The following is a 24,419-nucleotide window of genomic DNA, read 5'->3' as shown; positions in this document are numbered from 1 at the left end:
CCCCGCGCCTCCGCGCGGCCCCTATGAGCGCGCTGCCTCCTTTGATTTTCCATTCTCACCCCCCCTCCCCCCGCCGCCCCCCCCCCCCCCCGGCGCCGCCGCGGCGGGGGGGGGCCCCCCCCCCGAGGGCGCAGCGGTCAGTACTGCGCCGACCCCAGAACCACCCAAATACTGCTCGCGGTGACGAACCGCGACTCCTCGCTCGCCAGCCAGCACACCGCGTCCGCGATGTCCTCGGGCATGGCGATCCCCTCCGGCAGCAGCGGGGTGTTCATCCGGGCCAGCAACTCGTTGGTCTCGCCGGCGCGGGTGAGGGCGCCGACCATATCGCCGGACCCCATCGGCGTGGCCACGGGCCCGGGCGCGACGCTGTTGACCCGGATCGAATGTTTCCCGAGTTCGGCGGCGAACGCCCGCGCCATCCCGGTCACCGCGTGCTTACTGGCGGTGTAGTGCACCATGAACGGCTGCATGGCCACCCCCGACGCCGAACTGATCAGGATGATCGAACCGCCACGTCCGCCCTCGACGATGTGGTGCGCACCGGCCATCACCGTATTCCAGGTTCCGGTGACATTGGTGTCCAGGACCGACCGGAACGATTCCGGGGTGATCTCGTCCCACGGCTGCGGGATGCAGATCCCGGCGTTGGCCACGATCACATCCAGGCGGCCGAACCGGGCGACGCCCTCGTCCACGGTGGCCCGTAGTGCGGCGAGGTCACGAGTATCGGCGGCGGTGGCGAAGATTTTGCCACCGGCACCTTCCACCAGCCGGACGGTTTCGTCGAGATCGTCAGGGGTCGCGGAATCGTAGGGCACCTCCGGCGGCAGCGGCCCGCACAGGTCGACCGCGATGATCTCGGCGCCCTCCGCCGCGAGCCGCACCGCATGCGCGCGCCCCTGACCGCGGGCTGCCCCGGTGACGAAAGCTACCTTGCCGGCTAGTCGACCGCTCACTTGTTCAACTCCTGTCGTTGCGGGAAACGTCCGACCATTGTGTGCGAAACGGTGTTCCGCACGCACGGACCGCCGGTGACCGGCTGGATCGGTGCCGGTCACGCCGTGTGCGGAGGCAGGAGACGTGAGCTACTCCGACAGCGCCTTCAGCGCCTGTTCGGCGAGTTCGGGCCGGCAGATCAGCAGATCCGGGAGATACGGATCGGGGCGGTTGTAGCGCAGCGGGGAGCCGTCGAGCCGGGAGACATGCAGCCCGGCCGCCCGCGCGACCGCCACCGGGGCACACGAGTCCCATTCGTACTGCCCACCGGAATGCGCGTAGATATCGGCCTGCCCGCGCACGACCGCCATCGCCTTCGCCCCGGCCGATCCCATCGGCACCTCGATCGCCGACAGCCGGGACACCATCCGCAGGACGTCGAAGGAGGGGCGGCTGCGCGACAGCGCGACCCGCACGGTGCCGGGCGGCGGCGGATCGGTGAGTACCGGAGGCTGACCGGTGTGCAGGACCGTCCCTGTGGCCGGTAGTGCGACGGCGCCGACTGCGGGATCCCCGTCGATCGCGAGTGCCACGTGCACCGCCCAATCCGTGCGCCCCGGTTCACCGAATTCCCGGGTACCGTCGAGCGGGTCGACGATCCACACGCGGGAACGCTCGGTCCGGGCCGGGTCGTCGGGGGATTCCTCGGAGAGCACGAGATCGGCGGGCCGTTCCCGGGCCAATCGGTCGAGCAGCAGGCGGTTGGAGCGCTCGTCACCGACCCGGCCGCCGAGTTCGCGGATCGACAGCAGAAGTTCACCGGCTTCCGCGGCCAGAGCCGCAGCGAGAGTGTGGTCGTCCATGGGGATCCTTCCTGGCGGGCTGCGCCGCCCCGGATCCATATAACACGGTCCCCCCGGCGGACTCGCCGCGCGCGGGGGCGACCCGTACCCGGCCGGGGCCGGCGGCCGGTACGGGCGCGGCGGGCCCGGTCAGTAGGCCATGAAGAGAATCTGGTCGCGGGTGTAGTCGTGGCCCGGGTGGTTCTCGGCCAGATGCTTACGCACGACATCGACGAGCTCGTCCTCGTTCGCGCCGGTCAGGTGTTCGCCGCAGGGGCAGTTCAGCTGGGTCTTCATCTCGGGCTGTCCTTTCGTCAAGGGGAGACAACGCCGATCAGCGTAGTAGCCGGGCCGGTGCGCCGCCCGCCGATCAGGCCCGCCGCACCGGCATCCGCTTGATACCGTGCACGAAATCGCTGTGCACGTACTCGGGTGCGCCGAGCACCACCTCCGGGGTCCGGGTGAGCAGTTCCGCGAACAGCAGCCGCAACTGCATCCGGGCCAGCCAGGCGCCCAGGCAGAAATGGGCACCGCCGCCACCGAATCCCGAATGCGGATTCTGGGTGCGGGTGATATCGAAGATCTGCGGATCGTCGAGGGCGGATTCGTCGCGGTTGGCCGAACAGTAGAACATGACGAGCTTTTCCCCGGCCCGTATCCGGGTGCCGGCGACCTCGGCATCGGTGACCGCGTGCCGGGCGAAATGCAGGACCGGTGTAGCCCAGCGCACGAATTCCTCGACCGCGCCCCCGATCCGGGCATCGAAATTCTCGAGCAGCCATTCCCGCTGTGCGGGATGTTCCACGAGCGCCTTGAACGCATGGGAGGTGGTCTGTTTGGTGGTGTCGTTTCCCGCGGAGGCGAGCAGCACCATGAACGCGCCGATCTCTTCGTCGGTGAGCCGGTGACCGTCCACCTCGGCGGCCACGATGGCCGACATCAGATCGTCGCGCGGCCGGGCCCGCCGCCGCTGCGCCAGTTCGGTGCCGGCGCGGTGCAGGATGCCGAATTGCGTCATGAAGAACGTGGCACGTTCCTCGAGCGTGGTGTATTCGTCGTCGCTGGCACCGAACATCGCCTCGGCCGCGTACGCGACCGCGTCCCGGTCGCCGGGCTCGATACCGATCATGTCCGAAATGGTGCGCATGGGCAGTTTGCGGGCGAGGCTGTCGACGAAATCGACCGTGTCGCCGGAGCGCAACCGCACGAGGAATTCGCCGACGATCTCGGTGGCATTGGCCTGGATCTGGGATTCGATGCGCCGCACCTGTTTCGGCGTGAACGCCGAACTGATCAGGCGCCGGTAGCGGGTGTGCTGTGGTGGGTCCATGGTGAGGAAGAACGTGGTGGGACGCTGCACCTCGATCGGCATCGGGTCCAGGCTGATTCCCGAGGTGGAGGTGAACAGTTCGGGATGACGGCTGAGGAAGGCGATATCGTGGTGCCGTGTCACCGCCCAGTACCCGGGCTCGGAATGTGGGAACACCGCCGGCGGGGGCGCATGCCAGGTGAGGCCGGGTTCGGCGCGCAATTCGGCGAACACCTCGTCGCGCGCATCGAAATCCCGGGCCCAGAAATCGGGGTGTGAGATATCGAGCCGGTGGTAGCGGCGCGAGGCGGCGGGCGCGCTGTCGAGAGGGCTCATGAGCGACTCCGAGCTCGGTGATTCTGGATGCGCGCGGGAACGGGCTCTGGCCGCGCGAGTCGTAGGAAATACTCTAGAGCGCCGTTACGCTGCGGGCGTGGGCTTCCGGGGAATCCAGATGCGCCCGGCGGATCCGCTGCAGCAGGTCGTCCAGCGGCGCCTCGTCCGGCGTGGGCGGCAGGACGCTCACCGCGGTGTCGAAACTGTTGCACGACAGCATGAGCCGCATGGCCTTGCCGATCTCGTGGTAGGTGGCGTCCGCGCCGTCGCCGCCTTGCCGGGTGAGCCGCTGCGGCGGGCGCAGGCCCAGTAGATTGCGAGTGGGTTCGACATAGATTCCGGCGTAATCGATATCGCTGCCCGGACCGGCCAAACCGTACGCCGTCGAGCCGACGACCCCCTCGAGTAGGACATCGCGCCTGCCGTCCATCCGTGGGCCCTCCCTGTTCCCGCTCCGCACACCACCCGAGCGTGTGGCGTCCAAGCACTCATCATGATCACCCGGACGCCCCGCTTCCAGCGAATTTCGCCCGCCCGAACAGCACGAACACCGGCGCCGGAAAAAACTCCGGACGAATCTCGCCGCGGCGCGATGAATTCGCCGCGCCGCCGCCGTCAGGACTGTCGAGCCCTGTCTGTTGTTTTCCGCGCCACCACAACCGGATAGAGAGAAATCGATGCCAGATTCACCGTTCCGCTCATCGGCTCCCGGGCTGCCCCCGGCCGGGGTCGATACCTCCCGGGCGAGTATCGCCCGGGTCTACGATGCCGCTCTCGGGGGGAAGGACAATGTCGATGCCGATCGTCAGGCACTGGACGCGATTCTGGAGGTAGCGCCCGGTATGCGTACGGTCGCTCGCCGCAATCGGGCGTGGCTGCGCCGGGTGGTGCGCTATCTGGCCGGAGTCGTCGGAGTGGAGCAATTCCTCGATGCCGGCGCCGGTTTGCCCACTGTGGGCAACACCCACGAGATCGCTCAGTTGGTGAATCCGTGGGCGCGGGTCGTGTACCTGGACAACGATCCGATGGTCAGCGCCCACGGGCGGGTACTGCTGGAAACCAACGAGGACACCGTTTACCTTCACGGCGATCTCACCGATCCGGGTGTCCTCGACCGGGATTCGGCGGTCTGGCGATATCTGGACCGGGACCGCCCGGTCGCGGTGATCCTGGGCGCTGTACTGCACCATATCCCGGATGCCGCCGATCCGGCGGGCATCACGGCCCGGGTGGTGGAGGCGCTGAGCCCGGGCTCGTATGTGGCGATCACCCACTTCTGGGATCCGGGGGAGGACGCGCCGGATCACGAGCTGGCTCGTGAAGTGGAACGGCGTTTCGTCGAGAAGGGCTTGGGCTCGGGCTGGTATCGGAGCCGGGAGGAGATCGAGTCCTTCTTGTCGGGACTGGATCTGATCGAGCCGGGTGTGGTTCCGCTCGACGAGTGGTGGCCATCGGGGCCGGTGCGGCCGCCGGGCAGCGCCGAGGAGCGATTGATTCTGGGCGGGGTGGGCCGCAAGGCGGGGTTCACGGTGGTGCAATAAAAAAGGCGGGCAACGGTGGCCGACCGACGTCCGGCTGTTCGGTAACGGTATTCGCAGTTTCGAGAATTAAATTATACTTCGGCTGACCCGGCTGCCCGCCGGTGGGCGACGAGATCGCGGCCGGCGGGTGCCATCCACCCGCTGGAACTGGATAGATGCCGTGAGCTCGTCGAACGCACCGTGGACCTTGGCAGCAGCGCCCGATCAGTCCGGGCGGACCGCAGTGGTGACCGGATCGAATACCGGTATCGGCCTGGAAGTGGCGCGGAGTCTGGCCCGCCGCGGCGCACGGGTGATTCTCGCCTGCCGTAACGACACCGCGGCTGCCGCGGCCAAGAAGGATATCCAGGGTTCGGTACCGGATGCCGATATCCGCACGACTCATGTCGATCTCGGCAGCCTGGCCTCGATCGCCGGCTGTGCGCGCCGCCTGCACACCGAACTGCCCCGCATCGATCTGCTGATCAACAACGCCGGAGTGGTGGCCGGTAGCCGGACACTCACCGTGGAAGGATTCGAAAGCGATTTCGGGATCAACTTCCTGGGTCATTTCGCGCTCACCGCGCAGCTGATCGATCTGGTCAGCGCGGCGCCCGCCGGGCGGGTGGTCACTGTCGGCAGCCTCAGTCACGGCAGCCGCCGCGCAGCACTGGATTTCGACGATCTGCAGTCCGAGCGCAGCTTCGGCCGCCTCGTCACCTATTCGCGGTCGAAAATGGCCTCCACCACATTCATGGTGGAGTTGCAGCGCCGGCTCACGGCCGCCGGATCGCCGGCACTGTCGGCCGGTGCGCACCCCGGTGGAGTGCGGTCGACGATTCTGCGTGACGAAAGCCTGCTGGTCCGAATCGCCTACAGCGGTGTGGTGATGACCTTGGCGCGCTTGGTCACCCAGACGCCGGAACAGGGAGCGCAGCCCATTCTGCGGGCCGCGCTCGACCCCACCGTGCCGGGCGCCGGATTCTTCGGTCCGGCGCACCGCTTCGGACTGGTCGGGCCGCCGGTCGCCGTACCCGCTGCGCCGCCGGCCTGCGACCCGGCGACCGGACAGCGGCTGTGGGCGGTGGCCGAAGAACTGACCGGCGTGGAATTCGCGCTCGGGAAAACGGAGTCGGAACCACCGGCGAGTATCCGGGTCGACGGAGGGACCGCATCTCCGCAGGCCGCCGCCGAGGGTACGTAGCGCCGGCCGAGGACCGGAGCGGCCGGACACTCTCCCGAGCCGAGCCGAGCCGAGCCGAGCCGAGCCGAGCCGAGCCGAGCCGAGCCGAGCCGAGCCGAGCCCGGAGGCGGTCGCCGCCGGTGATCGCGTCGACCGCGGCTACCCGGGCGAGGTGTCAGCGCCCGGGCGTTCCGCGGCGCCGGATCAGGCCTTCTTGCATGGTGGTCGCACACAGCCGTCCGGAGCGGTCGAGGATTTCGCCGTGCGCGAGCCCACGGCCGCCGCCCGCCCACCGGCCGTACTGGTCGTGCAGGAACCACTCGTCGACCCGCAGGGGTGCGTGGAACCAGATGGAGTGATTGACTGTCGCCACCTGGAGCTCGCGGTCTCGCAGTTCTGCACCGTGCGGCCCGGTGGTCGCCGAGAGCAGCAGCAGATCGCTGAGATACATCAGGCAGGCCGCCTGCTCGAGCCGCGCGTCGGGTAACGGTGCCCGGGTACGCAACCACACCCGTTGCCGGGCCGAGGAGGCCTCGCCGCGCATGGCCTGCGCGCGGGCGAGCGGATCCGGGAACCGGGCATCGATACCCAGGGCGTCGAGGAAGGTGCCGGTCCATTCCAGGGCGTCCGGATGGCCGGCGAATACCGCGTCCAGATCGGGGACTTCGTCCGGTCCCGGAGCATCGAGAGTGGCGACCTGATGTTCGAGTCCCTGCTCCTCCCGATGGAACGACGCCAGCATCGTGAAGATCACCCGGCCGTTCTGGATCGCCTCCACCCGCCGGGTGGAGAAGGAACCGCCGTCGCGCACCGGTTCGACGACGAACTCGGTGGGCACCGTGGTGTCCCCGGGCAGCAGGAAATAGGTTTGCGCGGAATGGATCGGCCGGTCCGCGGGGGCGGTATGCCCCGCCGCCAGTATCGCCTGGCCCGCGACCTCGCCGCCGTAGCTACGCCGGGCCGGGCCGTCGTGGACGCGGCCCCGGAACCGGTGGTCGCCGAGGCGTTCGAGGGTGAGGCGATCGGCCACCGATTCCGCGGGCCGCACGGATTCCAGGCTCATGGCCACCTCCAGTGGGGCAATAGGCGGCCATGAGCCGCAGTGTGCGAGCTCGGCACGGCTGCCTTCGCTCCGGACGTGCGCGCAGCGCCGCCGGCCCGGAGCCCGGACCGGCGCTGCGCAGAGAACATTATGGTGCGTGCCCGCCGGACCGGCGCGCGGCGCCCCGGTGTCCGGGCCGTGGGCGGACCCACCCGCCCGCGGCGGATCGCCGATTCACTTGGGGGCGAAGCGCATACCGGCGTCGAGGCGCAGGCATTGGCCGTTGAGCATGGCGTTGTCCACGATCGCGCAGGCCAGTTTGGCGTATTCCTCGGGCCGGCCCATCCGCTTCGGGAAGGCGTTACCCGAAACCAGCGGCGTCACCATTTCCTCCGGTACCCCGGCCAGGATGCCGGTATCGAACAGCGACGGCGCGATGGCCAGCACGCGCACCCCGACCGAGCCGAGGTCGCGGGCCATCGTCAGGGCCATCCCGGCGATCCCGGCCTTGGCGGCGGTGTAGGCAACCTGCCCGATCTGTCCTTCGAACGCCGCGATGGAGGCGGTGTTGATGATGACACCGCGTTCGCCGTCGGCATTGGGTTCGCCCTGGCTCATATGCCACGCCTGCAGCCGGTTGAGGTTGAAGGTGGCGATCAGGTTCAGATTGATGATCTGGGTGAACGATTCGAGATCGTGCGGCCCGGTCTTGGACAGGGTGCGTTTGGCGATGCCGCCGCCGGCGGTGTTCACCGCGATATCGAGACCGCCCAGCTGCTCCACTGCCTCGGCCAGCACCGTTTCGACACCGGCGTGGTCGGTGACATCGGCCTCGAAGAAGGAGCCGCCGAGGTCGGCGGCGACCTTGCTGCCCTCACTCGCGGTCCGGTCGACCACGACGACCTTCGCGCCGCGCGCCGCGAGCTGTTCGGCGCTGGCCCGGCCCATCCCGGAGGCGCCTCCGACGACGATTGCCCGTGCTCCCTGAATCTCCATATTTCCTGTCTTTCTCGGTCTTCGGCGTAGGCCATCGATCGCCGATGGGGCCCCGGCTTACGTTATAACCGCCCGGCGGGCGCCGATCGGCATTTTCGCAGAAGTGTCGGTGAAAGTGCTGGTCATCCGCTCAGTTCTCCGGCTCGGCGTCGAGCGGGTATCGCTCCGCGATCCGTGCGCGGTCGCCGTAGTGGAAGCAGATCACCAGATCGTCGGCGACCCGGATCAGCACATCGCGGCCCTCCACCGCGGCGACCCATTCCCCGGGGAGAGCCGAGAGGCCGTGCCCTGCCCCGATCAGGTTCCCGGCGACCGCGCCGGTGGAATCGGAATCACCGGAATGGTTCACCGCCAGCAGCAACGCGCCCCGCACATCACCGGTCCGCTGCGCGGACAGGGCGCAGTAGACGGCCACGGCGAGACATTCCTCGGCGATCCACCCCTCGCCCGCCTGGAGGACCCCCGTCGGGGTCGCCGGCTCCGTATCGGCCAGCCGCACCGCATGCTCGAGGGCCTCGACCGTTTCCCCGGACTCCGGGATCGCGCGCAGCCGGCCCACCACATCGCCGACCGCCGCGCTCAGGTCGACGCCCTGGATCGACTGCTCCACGAGGGCCGCGAACGCACCCGCGGCGAGGTAGCCGGTGGGGTGCCCGTGCGTCAGCTGACCGCAGCGCGCGGCGAGGTCGAACGCGGCGGCCGGGCCCGAAGCCGTGAGGCCGAACGGCGCCGACCGCATCACCGTCCCGCAGCCCTTGGAATGCGCGTTCACCGGACCGGGTTCGCCGAACGGCCGCGGCCGCAGCAACTCGGTGGATTGCCGCCGCAGGCCGGTCATACAGGCGTTACCCGGCGCCCGGACGGCATACAGGAAGCGCTGCGCGGCCAGCCATCCATCGGGTTCGGGGGCCGGGCCCGGGTCGAGCTGCGTCCGCAGCCACCGCAGATAGGCCCGGCGCACCGCCGCAACCGCATCACCGCCGGGTGGGCAGCGTAACAGCGCTTCCGCGGTGAACAGCGTCATCTGGGTGTCGTCGGTGACAGCGGCGGGCTCCCCCGGCACCGGCCCGGGCAGGAATCCGGTGATTCCGGGTGTGCCGTGGCGCCGCAGAATTTCGTCCCGGGAGAGGAATTCGACCGGCCAGCCCAGGGCATCCCCGAGCGCACCGCCCACCAGAGCGCCACGTACCTTGTCGACGAGTGTTTCGTTATCACGCACGGCCGACGATCCTCCCAGCCCGTTGTCTTCGGCGACAGTGGGTTCACCGCGGCAGCCATTTGGGGCGACCCGAGCCGCGGGGGACCAGGATCGTGCGGTACCGGCCGGGAGTGCGCGACATCGTCACCTGGTCGGTCACCCCCTGGTAGTGGCCGAGCGGCGTCTGGGCGGTGAAGGTTTCCGGGTCGAGGTAGCGGTGGCGGTCGCCCTGCCCGGCGACGGCGTGGGCGTAGTCGCGGTCGAAGATGCCGAGCGCGAGAATCCACAGCGCGGCCCGGGTCAGCGAGACGTGCACCCGGTAGCTTCCACCCTCGGTGGCGCGCCGGGCCAACGCGGTCACCACCCCGGCCGCCAGCAGCCACGACACGATGTAATCGTTGACCACCATGATCGGGGGCAGCATCGGGCGCTGCCCGTCGCCCTCGAGTCCCATCATGCCGACGAGGCTGCCGGCCGTCTGGTCGAAACCGAGCCGGTCCGCCCACGGTCCGTACGTGCCGTTGAGCGAAACCGTCGCGTGCACGAGGCCGGGCCGCAGTTCGGCGGCCTCCGCCGCGGACAGCTCGATCCGGGACAGATATCCGGGACGGCGATTGGCGTAGAACACATCCGCCGCCGCGAGCAGGTCGCGGATCCGGCGCGCGGCCTCGGGACTGTAGGGGTCCAGGGTCGCCGACCGGACGCCGACATTCGCGCTGACGTAGGTGGCGTCGTGTTCGAGTTCGTCGGGCCGCCACAGATTCAGCACATCGGCGCCGTGCAGGGCCAGTGCCCGGCCCGCCCCCGCGCCGGCGATCACATGACCCATGCCGAGGGCCCGGATACCGGACAGCGGCTGCTCGGCGCCGCCGGGCAGCGGTTCGGGAGCGCTGTCGGCGATGCGGGTGATCTCCACCAGCGGTAGTTCGGCCAGCACATCGCGGTACTGCGGTTCGTCCAGCAACTCGGTGGTGCTGCGCAGCATCGGCAGCACCACCCCGGCCGCGGGCCCGGGCGCCAGCCAATAACGGGCCCGACCCACCCCCCCCCCCGCCGCGGGGCGGCCCCCCCCCCCCCCCCCCCCCCCCCCCCGGCCGCGGCCGCGGCATCCTCCAATTCGCGGCCCTTCCACTCCGCGACCGCGGCGGCGACCGCCCGGCTGTCCTCGGGGACGCCCAGCAGCCGCTGTGCCGCCAGTTTGATCTTCGGGTAGGGATTGAGCGGCATCACCCAGCGCTCGTCGGCGGTCCGGTAGAACCGGAAACCCAAGGCATTCCCGGCATTCGCCGGAGTCCCCGGCGGGTACCCGTTCAGTAGCTCCCATTTCCGGTCGTAGAACGGGCACAGCCGGTGCGGAGCGCGGCGCAGATCGACCGTGATGTCCTGACCGGTTCCCCCGCGCAGCCGCCACATCCGGGCCACCGTGGCCGAATACGCGGCCAGCGTGATCGCGGCGGCGCCGCCCAGCCGCAGCGTGCTGGGCACCACCGGGTCGGCACCGTGGAAGGTGATCGTGCCTCCGGTTTCCGCGGCGGTCATCCCGAAACCGGCGAGCAGTTCACCGAGTGCGCCGTGCGGGTCGAAGGTGTCGTCGGTGGCGGGAGAGGATACGGCCGCGCGGAGCCGAGTGGTGAGGGCCGGTTCAGTAGGAGTCATCGAGGCGTTCCAGGGAGTCGAGCAGGGCCTGCGGAATGGGAACGACGGCGGCGCGCAGGTATTCGCCGACGGCTTTACCCACCTGGTCGACCCGGGTATTCGCCGAACCGCCGGTGCCGAGCAGGCCGCGCAGCACGAAATGCACCGCGCGCAATTCGGGGAATTCGTGGCGCACGATATCGAGGTCCTTCACCTCGGGCAGGAGCTCACGCAGTGTGCCGGTGGACAGGAACTCGCGCAGCCACGGCCATGCTTCTGGATAGGGCGTCCAGATACCCACGTTGCAGTTGCCGCCTTTGTCTCCGCTGCGTGCGTAGCTGAGCGCGGCGAGTCGTTCCGGTCGCGCGGGCTCCGCGTCCGGCTGCCCGGTGGGTTCCGGGTGGACCGGTTGCGGGAGGACCGGACCGGCCTGCGCGGGTGGTATCGCGACGCTGCGTTCGTCGAGGACGAGCCGATGGTCGATCGCGTGCGTATCGAGCAGCGCCGGCCAGTATTCGATGCGCGGCGTGGGTGCCGATTGGGGTACGGCGGCGACATCCTGGAAGTAGCCCGGATAGCTCTGCAGGTACAGGCTGCCCAGCAGGCGGGGGAGTCCGAGGCGCGCAAGGTCTTCCCGGTCGGCTGCCGTGGCCAGAATCCGGACGGCGACCGTGGCTTCCCACTGCGACGAGGGGTCGGTCGCGGCGGTACCGATCGGCGTCAGATACAGCTCGACCCCGGCGGGCCGGACACTGTCGAGCTGGCAGCGCAGCAGGTCGAGCTTCCGCGGAATATCGGGCGCCGTGAGATAGACGGTGTTGACCAGCTGATAGCCGATCCGGCCGAAGACGGCGACCTTGGTCGTCGGTGGTGGCGGGGAACCGGTGGCACCGGCGACCCGGACCCGGTCGGGGGCGAGCGCGGTGAGCCGGACCGCGTCGAGGTGGACCGTGACGTCCGGATTGAGATAGCGAGGCCCCTGGATTTCGTACACCAACTGCGCGGTGACCGTATCGACGGTCACCGCGCCGGCGTGACCGCGGTGTTTGGTGATCACGCAGCTGCCGTCGGCGGCGATCTCCGCGATGGGGAAACCGGGCGTCACCGGCTGCTCGATCGCGGCGAAGCCGGAGAAGTTGCCGCCCACCGCCTGCGGGCCGCATTCGATGATGTGGCCCGCGAGCACCGCCCCGGCCAGTTCGTCGTGGTCCTCGGTGGACCAGCCGTGCCACCAGGCCGCGGGACCGGAGCTGAGCGAAGCGTCGGTGACCCGGCCGCAGACGACGATATCGGCTCCTTCGCCGAGTGCCCGCGTGATACCCCATCCGCCGAGGTAGGCGTTGGCGGCGATGGGGACCACCGGCCACGCCGAGAGCGGTTCGCCGGTATCGAGATTCGCCAGCCGGTGACCGTCGGCCTGCAACTGTGGCAGGCGGGACGCGACGTTGTCGCCCTCGATATGGGCCACCCGCAACGACACCCCGGCCGCCGCGAGTTCGCCGCGCAGGACGGCGGCCAGTCCCGCGGGATTGAACCCGCCCGCATTGGTGACCACCTTGATGCCCCGCTCGGCGATCGTGCGCAGATGCGGCCGCAGCTGATCCACGAAGTACTCGACGTACCCGCGACCCGGATCGGCCAGGTAGCGCGCCGCGAGCGCGGCGAGGGTGATCTCCGCCAGGTAGTCGCCCACCAGGACATCGACCGGATCACCGGCGAGCACCTCGTCCACCGCGGTGAACCGGTCGCCGTGGTAACCGGAGAAATTCGCCAGGCGGATGGGTCGGTCTGCCATCAGTACACCTCCTCGTGCACCGGCGAGTCTGCCATGTGAGGGCGGGCGACATCAGGGGTAGGGAGGAACAGGCGCCGGGCGGCTAAGCCGTGGCCTGCAGATGGTGCGCGGACATACCCACCTCGGCGGGGCCCGTGCCGACGAGTAGCCGTTTGAACGCGGCCTGTTCGCGCAGCCCGCGTTCCTCCGCGTGCCGCCGGGCGGCCGGGCTGATCCGGGTGGCCACGCTGCGGGCCAGGTTGACCGGGAGGCGCAGCAGTGGGTACCACGGCGGCATATACGGCCACAGGCCCAGCTCGCGCATGGCGGCCGGGCCGAGATACATGCTCGAGATCGACAGGTGCTGCGCCCGCGCGAGCTGCCCGCGCAACCATGGGAGATTCGGATAGTTCCAGGTCAGTGGGTCGTTCGCCATGGGCAGGGCGAGCTGGCGGGTGGTGTCGTCGGGGTTGGTGATGGCCGTCATCGTGTGATAGAGGATGCGCACGCTGTCGCGATATCCGGTGGGCAGCCATTCGTCGGCCACACCCATCAGATGGCCGACGTAGCGCGCCAGATGGGCGGCCGCCTCGCGATCGTCGCGTGAGGGCACGATTCCCATTGCCAGGCCGCCGATGAACGGCGCGATGAGCGCGCCGACCAGGGTGGCGGCCATATCGGTCTGGTTGATCGGCACACCCCAGGCCCGCTCGTCCCAGTCGGGCATGGCGGCGACGTGGCGGCGGACCAGCGCATGCACGAACCGGACGTGCAGGGTGGAGCGGTAGCCGGGCTCGAACTTGCCCATTCCGTTCTGGACGTCGAGCGCCCACTGCATGGTCTCGGCGAACCGCTGGGCCGGGCCCTTCTCGAGGGCGCCGGTGCGCAACAGGGTCTTGTTGAATCCGGAGGCCAGATAGCCACCGAGGAACGAGACGTCCCGGGCCAGGTACAGCCCGTCGTAGCCGCCGCGGCGCAACACCTGCTCGCCCCGGCGCACCCGCTGTTCGTCCAGCCAGGCCGGCGGAGTCTCGACCGCCGTGAAGAAATCGCGCAGGGGCTGTGGGGCGTCGGCAACGGTGGCGATGCCCGCGGACACGGCCTGTTCGAAGAGCGGCCGGGTGCTCCCCATTCCGGTGCGCAGCATCCAGTCGACCAGCGAATCCATCGGTTCGTCGCCGATGAGCAGGGATTCGCCCATGGCCGTCCATGTCGCGGCATCCGGCGCACCGATACCCATGATCTTGGCGAAAGGCGTCAACCCGGGAACGGCGACCGGGGCGGCCGGGTGGCGGGTGGGAATCCCGGCATCCGTATTTGCGGAACCCATGAAACGAATGTATTGATCGCGTTACATTGTGTCAATAACGAGGTCTACGCTTGGAGCGCAGCATGGACGATTCCCGCCGCTATGTCGTGATCGGGGGTGGCCTGGCCGGGCTCGCCGCCGCGGTCTGGCTGGCCGAGGCCGGTAAGCAGGTGACACTCCTCGAACGCCGCGCGCGCCTCGGCGGTCGCACCCAGGCGATGCAGGTCGCGGAGGTCGGCGACACCCCGGACAACGGACAGCATGTGGTGGCCAGCGGGTATCGCAGCCTGTTCCGGTACTTGGAGAGCGTGGGTACCCGGGAGCATCTGGAGTTCCCGGAACGTGGCAGTCTGCGCTGGCCCGGTGGACGCGCGGTGCTGTTGCACACCACGGGTTTCCGGGCCGTCCGCACCCTGCTCGGCGCCCACCCCGACGCCGGCCTGCGAGACCGGCTCCGGGCCCTGCGAGCGACCGCCCGCCTGGGCCGCGAGGCCCTGTTCCAGCCCGCCGATCTCGCCGATCTCACCACCGAGCAGCAGGATCGTCATCACCGACGGCCTGGTGACCGGTGTGCGGTTGGTCGACGGTACCGAGATCCCGGCCGACGCCGTGATCTGCGCGGTCCCCAATTCCCGTATTCACGGCCTGCTCGACGATCTGCCCGAACATGCCGAAATCTATGCCGCCGCCGACAAGCTCGGTGTCACCCCGATTGTCAGCACCAACCTGTACCTCGACCGACCGCTGGGAACGAAATCGGCCATGGAAGCCCTCATCGGCGGCACCGGGGTGATCGACGAGGTCTTCGACCGGCAGCGGATGCATCACCGGACCCCCGACGGTGCCTGGCTGTACTGCCTCACCACCAGCGGCGCCTACAAGCAGATCCACAAGAGCAACGACGAGATCGTCGCCGAGCAGCTCGCGCTGATCCGCCGCTACTATCCGGAAGCGGCCGCGGCGAAGGTGGTCCACGCGCAGGTGGTGAAAATGCCCAAGGCGACCTTTTCGCAGGTACTGGGCACCGCCGGGCTACGTCCCGGGCAGCGCACCTCGGTACCCAATCTGATGCTGGCCGGGGATTGGACCCGGACCGACTGGTCGGCGACCATGGAGAGCGCCGCGCAGAGCGCCGAACGCGCGGTCCGGGCGCTGCTGGCGTATACCCCGGCCGGTGACCAGCGCTGACACAATGAAACGCGGTCTATAATTTCGCTACATGTTCCGCAGCTATGACGAAGTCGACGAACGGATTCTCGACGAGACACTCGCTCGTATTCTGCAGGTCGGCGTCCGGCGGAGCAGTCTGGACGATATCGCGCGCCGCTGCGGCATCAACCGGGTGACCATCTATCGCCGGTTCTCCGGGAAGGACGCCTTGATCGAGGCGGCGCTGTCGCGCGAGATCGAGCGAGTGCTCGCGGAGGCGACGGCGATCGCGACGGCGACCGAGGGGACCGACGCGCAGATCGAGGAAACGGTCCTTTTCGTCCTGCGGCAGACCCGGACCCATCCGCTGGTCACCCAATTGCTGGCGGTGGCGCCGGAGGAAGCGCTCGGTTTCTACACGGTCCGTGGCGAGGAAATGGTCTCCCGGGGAATCGAATACATCGCCGGGGTGCTGGCGGCCGGGCAGGAACAGGGTGTGCTGGCCCGGTACGACCCGCGGCCGGTCGCGGAGCTGATCGCCCGGATGGCGCATTCGCTGATGCTGACGCCCACCGGGGGTGTGGATTTCGACGACGAACAGGCGGCGCGAACCTTCATCCGGGCAGCCGTCGTGCCGCTGATGAAGTACGGCATCGGGCCGGTCGCCGGCCCGGCCCCGGCACGCCCCGCCGGAGCCGGGCGGCGGTCCGGCGCGTAGCGGCGGGGCCGCGGTGACTCACGGCGGGGCTGCGGGATCCCTAGGATCGACGGCAACAAGGCCCTGACAAGGAGTTACCGCCGTGGTGAAGATAACCCGGACCATCGAGGTGTCCGACAGCATCGTGATCGGCACCAACCCCGCCACCGCCTACGACGCGGTGAGCGATGTGACGCAGATGGGCCGCTGGAGCCCGGAGAACACCGGCGCGGTGGTCGCCGAACCGGGCCGGCCGGCGTATCCGGGTATGACCTTCGTGGGGTCGAACCGCCGGGGTCCGATGCGATGGCGTACCGAATGCACCGTCACGGTCGCCGAGCGCCCGGCCCGGTTCGTGTTCGAGGTGCGCCGGTTCGGATTGTGGAAACCGGTACTGCCGGTGTCGGTGGCGACCTGGGAGTACCGGTTCGAACCGGTCGAGGAGGGCACGCTGGTCACCGAGATCTGGTACGACGATCGCACCCGCTGGCCGGATACGCCCGCCCTGTGGTTCGACCGTATGGCCACCGGGCAGCGCGGGTTCGCCGAATTCCAGAAGGGCAATATCCGGCGCACCCTGCAGCGGCTGAAGGCGGAACTGGAAGCCGCTCGCTGAGGCACCGCCAACGCCGCCACCTGCGCTGGACTGGTGTCCGGATCACTTTCCAGGGTCGCCGGAATCGCTTCTGAGCAGGTGTGATATGTCGCATCGAGATCAGTGAGCCTCTCTTGGGCAATCGACCGATAGGTTCTTGACACTCCATGTGACATGTATCTACTTTCGATCCCGCCCGCGGAATCGCCCACGGGCACTCCGCTTGTCGGCTACCCCGGCCGCTGCGCGCGCCGGCGGTGCCGCGGCGGCCCGCTGTCACGCGGAGCGGTGCACAGCTGGTTCGGAGGTCGGTTTGTCCGCAATTTCTCGGCGCGTGTTTCTCGGGGGTGCCGCGGCCGCGGCGGGTGTCGTGGCCACGGGTTCGGCAGTGGGTAGGGCGGACAGCACTCTGCGGGCGCCACGCCGGCGGACCCCGCTGGTGCGTGAGGAGCACCGGGTGGTCGTGATCGGTTCCGGTTTCGGCGGCGGGATCGCGGCGCTGCGCCTGGCCGAGGCCGGGGTGCCGGTGCTCCTGCTCGAACGCGGGAAACGCTGGGCCACCGGGCCGAACGCCGATACCTTCGGCAATCCGCTCGATCCCGACAAACGCCTGCTCTGGCACGGCTCCGACCCCCAGCTGTTCGGCAAACCGGTGGCGTTCGGCCCTTACGCCGGTCTGCTCGACGCCGTGGCCGGCGAGAACATGACCGCGTTGTGCGCCGCCGGCCTCGGCGGCGGATCGCTGCTCTACCAGGGGATGTCGCTGCAACCGGCGGAGGCGGTGTTCAACACCCACTTCCCCGCGGAACTCGACTGGAAGCTGATGGACCGCGTGCACTATCCGCGGGTCGCGGCCATGCTGCGACTCGCGGTCGCCCCGGACGAGCTGATCGCACACCCGAACTACAAGGCGGCGCGGGTATTCGCGCGCAATGCCGCGGCCGCCGGCCTGCCGGTATCGAAGATCCCGATGCCCATCGACTGGAATTACGCGCTCGCCGAGACCCGCGGCGCGATGAAGGCCTCCTACATCAACGGGGCCGGGGCGTTCGGTGTGAACAACGGCGGGAAGCATTCGGTCGACGTCACCTATATCGCGGCGGCCGAGGCCACCGGCCTGGTCGAGGTGCGGGTGCTGCACAACGTCACCGATATCGAACGCGCCACGGACGGCCGCTGGCTGGTGCATGTGGAAGAGACCGACGAAAACGCGCGGGTGCTGGCGCGAAAGGTGCTCACCACCACGGCGCTCGTCCTGGCCGCCGGCAGTCTGAACACCACCGACCTGCTCATGCGGGCGGCCGGTAAGGACCTGGTCCGCGATCTGCCCGACGGTCTCGGCGCGGGCTGGGGCACCAACGCCGACCGGATCTACACCTGGACGAATCTGGCCGAGGATTTCGGGCCCGAACAGGGCGGGCCGGTCGTCTACGGCAGCTTGAACTGGGACGATCCCGGCACCGCGCATACCGTGATCCAGGCGTCGCTGCCGCCGCTGGGGATGGACGCCCGCACCACCATGCTGGTCGGCTACGGCGTGAGCGACGCGCGCGGCCGGTTCGTCTACGATTCCGCCGCCGATACCGCCCGGCTGTCCTGGCCCGCGGACGGTGACGCGGCCGTCCAGTACGGGCAGATCGAGAAGACCGTGCGCAAGGTGGCCGGCACGGCCGCGCTGATCGGCGATACCAACCGGGCCTTCCCGTCGACCTGGCACCCGCTGGGTGGGGCGTGTATGGGTTCGGTCTGCGATCTCGACGGCCGCGTACTCGGCCAGCGCGGACTCTACGTTCTCGACGGGGCGCTGCTACCCGGTAATGCCGCGGCCTGCAACCCTTCGATGACCATTGCCGCGGTGGCCGAACGGGCCATGGACAACCTCGTCGCGCAGGATGTGGGTACCGCCATCTGACGGCGAGCAGTGGTGATCCTCAGGGGTTTTCCGCACCCAGAGTAGAACGTGTTCTACTCTGGGTGTCCCGCCCCCGCGGCGGGATCATTGCCCGATACCGTCGACCGGAGTGATAGCCGTGCCCGTTGCCCTGACCGCCGACCATACGGCGCTGGCCGAAACCGTCACCGGATTCGCCGCCCGGCACGCCGGTCGCGAATACACCCGCAAGCACACCGAAGAGCTGAAACAGGGCAGCCGGCCGGTCTTCTGGCCGGATCTGGTCGCGCTGGGACTGGCCGGGGTGCATCTGCCGGAGTCGGTGGGTGGGCAGGGTGGAACGCTCGACGATCTGGCCGTGGTGATCGCCGAATCGGGCCGCGCGCTGCTGCCCGGCCCGTTGCTGCCGACGGTGGTCGCGAGCACCGTGCTCGCCCCGGCCGGCGAGCCCGCCGCGCGGGAGGCGCTGCGGCGTTTCGCGGCGGGGGCGACCGGTGCGGTGATCGGCGCCGGTCAGGCGGGCGAACTGACCACCGAGGCGGGGGAGGGCGGTGCCGGGGTGAGCCTGTCCGGGCCGACCGGTCTCGTTCTCGGGGCGGCGTCGGCCGAGCTCTTCGTGGTCGCGGCGCCGGTGGGCGGCCGGACCCGCTGGTTCCTGATCGAACGCGCCGCCACCGGTGTCGAGGTCGAGGTACGCGACGGGGTGGATCTGGGCCGGGATATCGGCGTGGTGCGGTTCGAGCGGGTGGCCGCCGCGCCGCTCGATATCGATACCGGCCGCGCCGAAGCGGTGGCGATCGCGCTGTGGGCAGTGGAGGCGGCCGGGGTGATTCGCTGGTGCAGCGACACCGCCACCGAATACGTCAAATCCCGGGTCCAGTTCGGCCGGCCCATCGGTGCCTTCCAGGCGGTTCAGCATCGCACCGCCCAACTGCTGATCACCAGCGAACTCGCCACCGCCGCGGCCTGGGACGCGGTCCGCGGTCTCGATGACGAAACCGGCCAGCGGACGCATGCGGTGGCGGGCGCGGCCTGTACCACCCTCGGGAACGCGGTACACGCGGCGGTGGAATGCCTTGCGCTGCACGGTGCCATCGGTTTCACCTGGGAACACGATCTCCATCTGTACTGGCGGCGCGCCATGGCACTGGCCGGACTCGCGGGGCCGGTGGAGTCGTGGGAACTGCGGCTCGGCGATGCCGCGCTGCAGGGGCCGCGGAACTTCGCGGTACCACTTCCGGAAACGGATCCCGCTTTCCGCGCCTGGGTTTCGGAGATTCTCGACCGCGCTGCCGACCTGGACAATCCGAATCCGTCGAAGATCGGCGACCACGACGCGGTGAACACCGGCGCACGCCGGACCCTGCTCGCCGACAGTGGCCTCGTCTCGCCGCCGATGGCCCAGCCCTACGGGATCGACGCGGGCCCGCTGGAACAGCTCATCCTGCAGGACGAATACGACCGGCACGCCCTCGCGCAACCCTCCATGGGGATCGGGCAGTGGGTGGTGCCGATCGTGCTGCACCGCGGCACCCCCGCGCAACTGGCGCGGCTGGCCGGGCCGGCATTGCGCGGCGAGGAGATCTGGTGCCAGTTGTTCAGTGAGCCGGAAGCCGGCTCCGATGTGGCGTCGCTGAGCCTGCGCGCCACTCGGGTCGAGGGTGGCTGGCGACTGCAGGGACAGAAGATCTGGACCACTCTCGCCCATCGCGCCGACTGGGGACTGCTCTTGGCGCGGACCGACCCCGACGCGGGACGGCACCGGGGTCTGACGATGTTCCTGGTCGATATGCACGCCGACGGTGTCCGGGTGCGCCCGATCGTGCAGGCCAGTGGTGATGCCGAATTCAACGAGGTTTTCTTCGACGACGCGTTCGTCCCGGACGAGATGGTGCTCGGCGAACCCGGCCAGGGCTGGACGCTGACCCTGGAAACGCTGGCCCAGGAGCGGTTGTTCATCGGTGGTGTCCGCGACCCCGGGCACAACGCGCGGATCCGCGGCATCATCGAGCGTGGTGAGTTCGCCGGTACCCGGGACGACGCGGTGCGCACGCTGGGCCGGATCAGTGCGCGGGGCGCCGCAATCTCCGCGCTGAATCTGCGGGAAACGATCCGCCGGCTGGACGGGCACGGGGTCGGTCCGGCGACCAGTATCGCGAAGGCCGCCGCGTCGATGTTGCATACCGATGCCGCGGCCGCGGCGCTGAATCTGATCGGCCCGGCCGCCGCGCTCGGCGAGGCGGTATCGGAACCGGTGCATCACGAGCTGGACATCCCGACCTGGGTGATCGGTGGCGGAACGCTGGAGATTCAGCTCAACACCATCGCCACGCTGGTCCTCGGGTTGCCGCGGAAGTAGCTTGCGGAGGACGGTGTGTGTGGTATCGCACCAGGTGATCCAAGACTGATGGCGTGTGCCTTCTGTTAGTGTCACGTCCGTGACCGAGCGACTCCCCGCGATCCTGCGCACCAACCTGCGGCTCCCCGTGATCGCCGCCCCGATGTTCATCGTGTCCGGCCCCGAACTGGTACTGGCGCAGGCGAAAGCCGGTATCATCGCGTCCTTCCCGGCGTTGAACGCGCGGACCACCGATCAGTTGCGTGAGTGGCTCACCCGGATCACCACCGAACTCGGGGCGACTCCCGGTGCCGCCCCGTACGCCGTGAACATGATCGCGCACAACAGCAACGGGCGGCTCCTCGACGATCTCGCGATCCTCGAGGAATTCCGGGTCCCGATCGTGATCACCTCACTGGGCGCACGGCCCGAGATCAACGAGCGGATCCACGCCTATGGGGGTGTGGTCCTGCACGATGTCGTCAACACCGTGCACGCCCGCAAGGCGATCGACAAGGGCGCCGACGGGCTGATCGCCGTGGCGGCGGGCGCCGGCGGTCACGGCGGCGCGGTGTCACCGTTCGCGCTGATCCGCGAGATCCGCGAATGGTTCGACGGTCCGCTGGCGCTCTCCGGTGCGATCGCTCATGGCGACAGCGTGCTGGCCGCCCTCGCCGCGGGCGCCGATTTCGCCTATATCGGTTCGATGTTCATCGCCACCGACGAAGCCGACGCCGTACCCGAGTACAAGAAGATGATCGTGGCGGGCGGTGCCGCCGATATCGTCTACACCGATCACTTCACCGGAGTGAAGGGCAACTATCTGCGGCCGAGTATCACCGCGGCCGGCCTGAACCCGGACGCACTGGGTGTTCCCGGCGAATCGGGTTCCCTCGAATTCCTGAGTTCCGCCGAGCCCAAGGCGTGGCGTGATATCTGGGGCGCCGGTCACGGTATCGGCGCCGTGGACGAGATACGCCCCACCGCCGCCGTGGTCGATCGCCTGGCCGAGGAATACCATCTGGCCCGCGCCCGGGTTGCCGCGCTGAGCTGACGCCGGAGCAGGCGAAGCCCGCCGCGCACCCGGGGGTCGCGTCCGAACCGGCGAGACGGGCGCGCACCCCGAGAAGGGCAGTGTCCACGCCGTGGTCGTCGCTACGGTCCGGCGTCGCTATCCGCCCGCGAACCGTTATTCGCCCGGTCGAGGAAATCGTCGAGCTGAGCCGCGGTCATCAGGCCGCCGAAGGTCAAGGCGAGGCGTCCGATCGGGATGGAGCCGACCATCTGCACCATATCGATGCCCAGATCGGCGCCGGCGGATCCCGAATCGCCCAGCAGTGGTCGCAGGCGTTCCCCGAGTTCCGGGCCGGCCACCGGATGCGCCATCACCTCGGCGAGGCTCGACTCCCGGGTGAGCGGCACCATGACCTGATCACCGGTGAGCGTGACGGTGGTACGTGCCCGCAGGTCCCGGCTGGAGGCGGCGGCGAACAGCGTGTACTCCCCGCCCTCGACCACCCACCGGCCGGCCGGCTCGTTCCAGTAGGCGAATTCGTCTCGCGGGATCACCACGGTGACGTCGTGCGCGGCACCGGGTTCCACTGTCACGGCGGCGAATCCGCACAGCTCGCGGGGTGCGCGCAGTACCGCGGACGATTCGCGCCCCCGGTAGATCTGCACGATTTCGCGGCCCGGGCGACTGCCCGTGTTCGTGATGCGGAGCGTTACCGTGACGTTCTCGTCGCCGGCGGTCGCCTGGATATCGCCGTACTCGAACGTCGTGTAGGACAGTCCGTGACCGAACGGGTAGGTCACCTCGAGTTCACGACGGTCGTACCAGCGGTAGCCGACGAAAATACCCTCCCCGTAACGGACGTGCCCGTTCTCGCCCGGGAAATTGTCGTAGGCGGGAACATCGGCGAGCCGGACCGGCACCGTTTCGGTGAGCCGCCCGCCGGGGTCGGCGACCCCGAACAGCAGATCGGCGATCGCGCCGCCACCCGCCTGCCCGAGCAGCGCGGTATCGAGGATGGCGTCGGCAGAATCGACGATCGGCGCCAGGCGGAGAACGCCACCGTGGGCGAGTACCACGACGATCCGCGACTGCACCGCCCGCACTGCGGCGAGCAACTCCAGCTGGTCGGCCGGTAATTCGAGATGTTCGCGGTCGAAGCCCTCGGACTCCTGTGCCGCCGCCAGGCCGAGGAACAGGACGGCGATATCGGCCTCGGCTGCCGCCGCGACGGCCTCGGCGCGCAGGTCCGCGGCCGCCGCCGCGTTCGCGGTATCGAATCCCCGGGCGTGGCCGATGGTGGCATCCCCGGCGAGGGCGCGGATCTCGTCGAGCGCGATATCCACCCGGGTGGCGTTCACATGGGAGGAACCGCCGCCTTGGTAGCGCGGTTCGGTGGCGAATTCCCCGATCACCGCGATATGCCCGCGGGGTTCGAGCGGTAGCACGGCGTTCTCGTTCTTCAGCAGCACCGCGCAGCGGGCGGCCACCGTCCGGGCCAGGGCGTGCTGTTCGTCGATATCCCAGCGCGTATGGGGGCGGGCGTTCCCGGCGGCCCCGAGCGCCAGCGCCGCCATCCGGCGCGCCGTGGTCGCCAGGGTGCTGTCCGGCAGAGATCCGTCCTGTACGGCTTCGGCGACCCGCCGGTCGCCGACCTCGTCCGCCCCGGGCATCGCCAGATCCAGTCCGGCGGCCACGGCCGCGACCCGGTCGTCGACCGCGCCCCAGTCGCTGACCACGGCGCCCGCGAAACCCCATTCGCCGCGGAGCACCTCGGTGAGCAGCCAGTGGTTCTGGGCGGCATACACCCCGTTGATCTTGTTGTAGGAACACATCACCGTCCACGGCGCCGCCGCGGTGACCACCCGCTGGAACGCACGCAGATAGATCTCTCGCAGCGGCCGCGGATCGATATCCGAACTCGAGCGCATCCGGTCGAATTCGGCGTTGTTGGCCGCGAAATGTTTCAGCGAGGCGCCCACGCCCTGCTGCTGCAGACCGCGCACCCAGCCGGTGGCCAGTGCGGCGGTGAGATGCGGATCCTCGGAGTAGTACTCGAAATTACGGCCGCACCGCGGGTCCCGTTTGATATTGATTCCCGGGCCCAGCACGATCTGCACCCCCGCCGCCTGCGCCTCCCGGCCGATCGCCGCACCCACCTGCTCGGCCAGTCCGGGATCCCAGCTCTGGCTCAATCCGACCGCCGGGGGAAAACAGGTCGCCGGGATGGACGGTCCGACACCCAGCGCGTCCCCGGCGTGCGCGGGATCTTGATGCCGCAGGCCGTGCGGTCCGTCCGACATCGTGACCGAGGGGATGTCGCCGATCGGTTCGGTGGTCCAGAAGTCGCGCCCACTGCCCAGCCGGGCGCGTTCTTCGTTACCGAGGCCGGCGATCGCGTCGGTGGCGGTGGTGCTGACCGGGTCCGGCATACGGCTCCTCCTGATTGTTCGGCGTGTTGTCGAACATAGCCGCCGGTCGCCGCTCGCCCGGGTCGCACACGCCCCGGGCCGGGGGGGGGGGGGGGGGGGGGGGGGGGGGGGGCGCGCCCCCCCCCCCCCCGCGGGGGGGGGGGGGGGGGGGGGAGACGCCCCCCCGGGGGGGGGGGGGGGGGGGGGGGGGGGGGGGGGGGGGGGGGGGGGGGGGGGGCGGGG

20 protein-coding genes and 1 pseudogene are annotated in these 24,419 nt (G+C 69.6%); 8 read left to right on the top strand and 13 right to left on the bottom strand.

Features of this window, described 5'->3' with window-relative positions:
• Positions 1–137: 137 nt before the first annotated feature.
• From QH276_RS15725 to QH276_RS15705, 5 genes are all read right to left on the bottom strand, one after another.
• Entirely contained in the window at positions 138–959 is an 822-nt protein-coding gene (locus QH276_RS15725) for a mycofactocin-coupled SDR family oxidoreductase (protein WP_280406786.1), read from the bottom strand.
• A gap of 129 nt (positions 960–1,088) precedes the next feature.
• Positions 1,089–1,802: a 3'(2'),5'-bisphosphate nucleotidase CysQ gene (locus tag QH276_RS15720; RefSeq protein ID WP_280399402.1), complete on the bottom strand. Its 714-nt coding sequence runs from the start codon at positions 1,800–1,802 to the stop codon at positions 1,089–1,091.
• A 129-nt stretch (positions 1,803–1,931) separates the two neighbouring features.
• The gene (locus QH276_RS15715; protein WP_280399403.1) at positions 1,932–2,078 is read right to left on the bottom strand and encodes a DUF1059 domain-containing protein; all 147 of its coding nucleotides are present in this window, start codon (positions 2,076–2,078) and stop codon (positions 1,932–1,934) included.
• A 73-nt stretch (positions 2,079–2,151) separates the two neighbouring features.
• The gene (locus QH276_RS15710; RefSeq protein ID WP_280399404.1) at positions 2,152–3,426 is read right to left on the bottom strand and encodes a cytochrome P450; all 1,275 of its coding nucleotides are present in this window, start codon (positions 3,424–3,426) and stop codon (positions 2,152–2,154) included.
• A 73-nt stretch (positions 3,427–3,499) separates the two neighbouring features.
• Positions 3,500–3,856 (bottom strand): DNA polymerase beta superfamily protein, encoded by a 357-nt coding sequence (locus QH276_RS15705; protein ID WP_280399405.1) that lies wholly within the window; start codon positions 3,854–3,856, stop codon positions 3,500–3,502.
• 247 nt (positions 3,857–4,103) lie between these two features.
• Here QH276_RS15705 and QH276_RS15700 point away from each other — a divergent pair, with 247 nt between their 5' ends.
• Entirely contained in the window at positions 4,104–4,967 is an 864-nt protein-coding gene (locus tag QH276_RS15700) for an SAM-dependent methyltransferase (RefSeq protein WP_280399406.1), read from the top strand.
• Positions 4,968–5,127: 160 nt separating this feature from the next.
• Positions 5,128–6,150 (top strand): oxidoreductase, encoded by a 1,023-nt coding sequence (locus QH276_RS15695; RefSeq protein ID WP_280399407.1) that lies wholly within the window; start codon positions 5,128–5,130, stop codon positions 6,148–6,150.
• Between the two features lie 154 nt (positions 6,151–6,304).
• Here the strand turns inward: QH276_RS15695 and QH276_RS15690 are convergent, their stop codons facing one another.
• The 7 genes from QH276_RS15690 to QH276_RS15660 all read right to left on the bottom strand — a co-directional run bounded on the left by QH276_RS15690 (position 6,305) and on the right by QH276_RS15660 (position 14,104).
• Positions 6,305–7,192, bottom strand: coding sequence for an acyl-CoA thioesterase (locus tag QH276_RS15690; RefSeq protein ID WP_280399408.1), 888 nt, complete (start codon positions 7,190–7,192; stop codon positions 6,305–6,307).
• A 213-nt stretch (positions 7,193–7,405) separates the two neighbouring features.
• Positions 7,406–8,167, bottom strand: coding sequence for an SDR family NAD(P)-dependent oxidoreductase (locus QH276_RS15685; RefSeq protein ID WP_280399409.1), 762 nt, complete (start codon positions 8,165–8,167; stop codon positions 7,406–7,408).
• Positions 8,168–8,297: 130 nt separating this feature from the next.
• Positions 8,298–9,386, bottom strand: coding sequence for an ADP-ribosylglycohydrolase family protein (locus tag QH276_RS15680; RefSeq protein ID WP_280399410.1), 1,089 nt, complete (start codon positions 9,384–9,386; stop codon positions 8,298–8,300).
• A gap of 43 nt (positions 9,387–9,429) precedes the next feature.
• Positions 9,430–10,194, bottom strand: a complete 765-nt coding sequence (locus QH276_RS15675) for a CoA transferase (protein WP_280406787.1) — start codon at positions 10,192–10,194, stop codon at positions 9,430–9,432.
• The gene (locus QH276_RS15670) at positions 10,182–11,021 is read right to left on the bottom strand and encodes a hypothetical protein (protein WP_280406785.1); all 840 of its coding nucleotides are present in this window, start codon (positions 11,019–11,021) and stop codon (positions 10,182–10,184) included. Before QH276_RS15670 ends, QH276_RS15675 begins: the two co-directional genes overlap by 13 nt.
• On the bottom strand, positions 11,008–12,795 hold the full coding sequence (locus tag QH276_RS15665) for an acyclic terpene utilization AtuA family protein (protein ID WP_280396566.1): 1,788 nt from the start codon (positions 12,793–12,795) through the stop codon (positions 11,008–11,010). Before QH276_RS15665 ends, QH276_RS15670 begins: the two co-directional genes overlap by 14 nt.
• 82 nt (positions 12,796–12,877) lie before the next feature.
• Entirely contained in the window at positions 12,878–14,104 is a 1,227-nt protein-coding gene (locus QH276_RS15660) for an oxygenase MpaB family protein (RefSeq protein WP_280396567.1), read from the bottom strand.
• 62 nt (positions 14,105–14,166) lie between these two features.
• On the opposite strand from QH276_RS15660, the pseudogene QH276_RS15655 reads away from it, so the two are divergent.
• The 6 genes and pseudogenes from QH276_RS15655 (at position 14,167) to QH276_RS15630 (ending at position 21,807) form a co-directional block, all read left to right on the top strand.
• Positions 14,167–15,271, top strand: a pseudogene (locus tag QH276_RS15655) (hydroxysqualene dehydroxylase).
• A gap of 31 nt (positions 15,272–15,302) precedes the next feature.
• Positions 15,303–15,950: a TetR/AcrR family transcriptional regulator gene (locus QH276_RS15650; RefSeq protein ID WP_280396568.1), complete on the top strand. Its 648-nt coding sequence runs from the start codon at positions 15,303–15,305 to the stop codon at positions 15,948–15,950.
• Positions 15,951–16,032: 82 nt separating this feature from the next.
• Positions 16,033–16,545 (top strand): SRPBCC family protein, encoded by a 513-nt coding sequence (locus tag QH276_RS15645; RefSeq protein ID WP_348536586.1) that lies wholly within the window; start codon positions 16,033–16,035, stop codon positions 16,543–16,545.
• 292 nt (positions 16,546–16,837) lie between these two features.
• Complete coding sequence (locus QH276_RS15640; protein ID WP_280396569.1) at positions 16,838–18,436, top strand: GMC oxidoreductase; 1,599 nt, start codon at positions 16,838–16,840, stop codon at positions 18,434–18,436.
• Between the two features lie 109 nt (positions 18,437–18,545).
• Positions 18,546–20,774, top strand: a complete 2,229-nt coding sequence (locus QH276_RS15635; RefSeq protein WP_280396570.1) for an acyl-CoA dehydrogenase — start codon at positions 18,546–18,548, stop codon at positions 20,772–20,774.
• A 142-nt stretch (positions 20,775–20,916) separates the two neighbouring features.
• Positions 20,917–21,807: an NAD(P)H-dependent flavin oxidoreductase gene (locus tag QH276_RS15630; protein ID WP_280396573.1), complete on the top strand. Its 891-nt coding sequence runs from the start codon at positions 20,917–20,919 to the stop codon at positions 21,805–21,807.
• A 101-nt stretch (positions 21,808–21,908) separates the two neighbouring features.
• Here the strand turns inward: QH276_RS15630 and QH276_RS15625 are convergent, their stop codons facing one another.
• The gene (locus tag QH276_RS15625) at positions 21,909–24,197 is read right to left on the bottom strand and encodes a glycoside hydrolase family 3 C-terminal domain-containing protein (RefSeq protein ID WP_280406784.1); all 2,289 of its coding nucleotides are present in this window, start codon (positions 24,195–24,197) and stop codon (positions 21,909–21,911) included.
• Positions 24,198–24,419 lie beyond the last annotated feature (222 nt).

The organism is Nocardia carnea (genome assembly GCF_029869215.1).
GTDB classification, from domain to species: Bacteria; Actinomycetota; Actinomycetes; order Mycobacteriales; family Mycobacteriaceae; genus Nocardia; species Nocardia carnea_B.
Note: the sequence above shows the minus strand (reverse complement) of the source record. Positions and strands in the feature narration are given on the sequence as shown.

Bases quoted from the DNA above. Each gene is read 5' to 3' on its own strand.
- QH276_RS15625 (WP_280406784.1), bottom strand. From the start codon at position 24,197: ATGCCGGACCCGGTCAGCACCACCGCCACCGACGCGATCGCCGGCCTC.
- QH276_RS15685 (WP_280399409.1), bottom strand. From the start codon at position 8,167: ATGGAGATTCAGGGAGCACGGGCAATCGTCGTCGGAGGCGCCTCCGGG.
- QH276_RS15720 (WP_280399402.1), bottom strand. From the start codon at position 1,802: ATGGACGACCACACTCTCGCTGCGGCTCTGGCCGCGGAAGCCGGTGAA.
- QH276_RS15650 (WP_280396568.1), top strand. From the start codon at position 15,303: ATGTTCCGCAGCTATGACGAAGTCGACGAACGGATTCTCGACGAGACA.
- QH276_RS15675 (WP_280406787.1), bottom strand. From the start codon at position 10,194: ATGGGTCATGTGATCGCCGGCGCGGGGGCGGGCCGGGCACTGGCCCTG.
- QH276_RS15705 (WP_280399405.1), bottom strand. From the start codon at position 3,856: ATGGACGGCAGGCGCGATGTCCTACTCGAGGGGGTCGTCGGCTCGACG.
- QH276_RS15630 (WP_280396573.1), top strand. From the start codon at position 20,917: ATGTTCATCGTGTCCGGCCCCGAACTGGTACTGGCGCAGGCGAAAGCC.
- QH276_RS15715 (WP_280399403.1), bottom strand. From the start codon at position 2,078: ATGAAGACCCAGCTGAACTGCCCCTGCGGCGAACACCTGACCGGCGCG.
- QH276_RS15670 (WP_280406785.1), bottom strand. From the start codon at position 11,021: ATGACTCCTACTGAACCGGCCCTCACCACTCGGCTCCGCGCGGCCGTA.
- QH276_RS15700 (WP_280399406.1), top strand. From the start codon at position 4,104: ATGCCAGATTCACCGTTCCGCTCATCGGCTCCCGGGCTGCCCCCGGCC.
- QH276_RS15690 (WP_280399408.1), bottom strand. From the start codon at position 7,192: ATGAGCCTGGAATCCGTGCGGCCCGCGGAATCGGTGGCCGATCGCCTC.
- QH276_RS15660 (WP_280396567.1), bottom strand. From the start codon at position 14,104: ATGGGTTCCGCAAATACGGATGCCGGGATTCCCACCCGCCACCCGGCC.
- QH276_RS15665 (WP_280396566.1), bottom strand. From the start codon at position 12,795: ATGGCAGACCGACCCATCCGCCTGGCGAATTTCTCCGGTTACCACGGC.
- QH276_RS15710 (WP_280399404.1), bottom strand. From the start codon at position 3,426: ATGAGCCCTCTCGACAGCGCGCCCGCCGCCTCGCGCCGCTACCACCGG.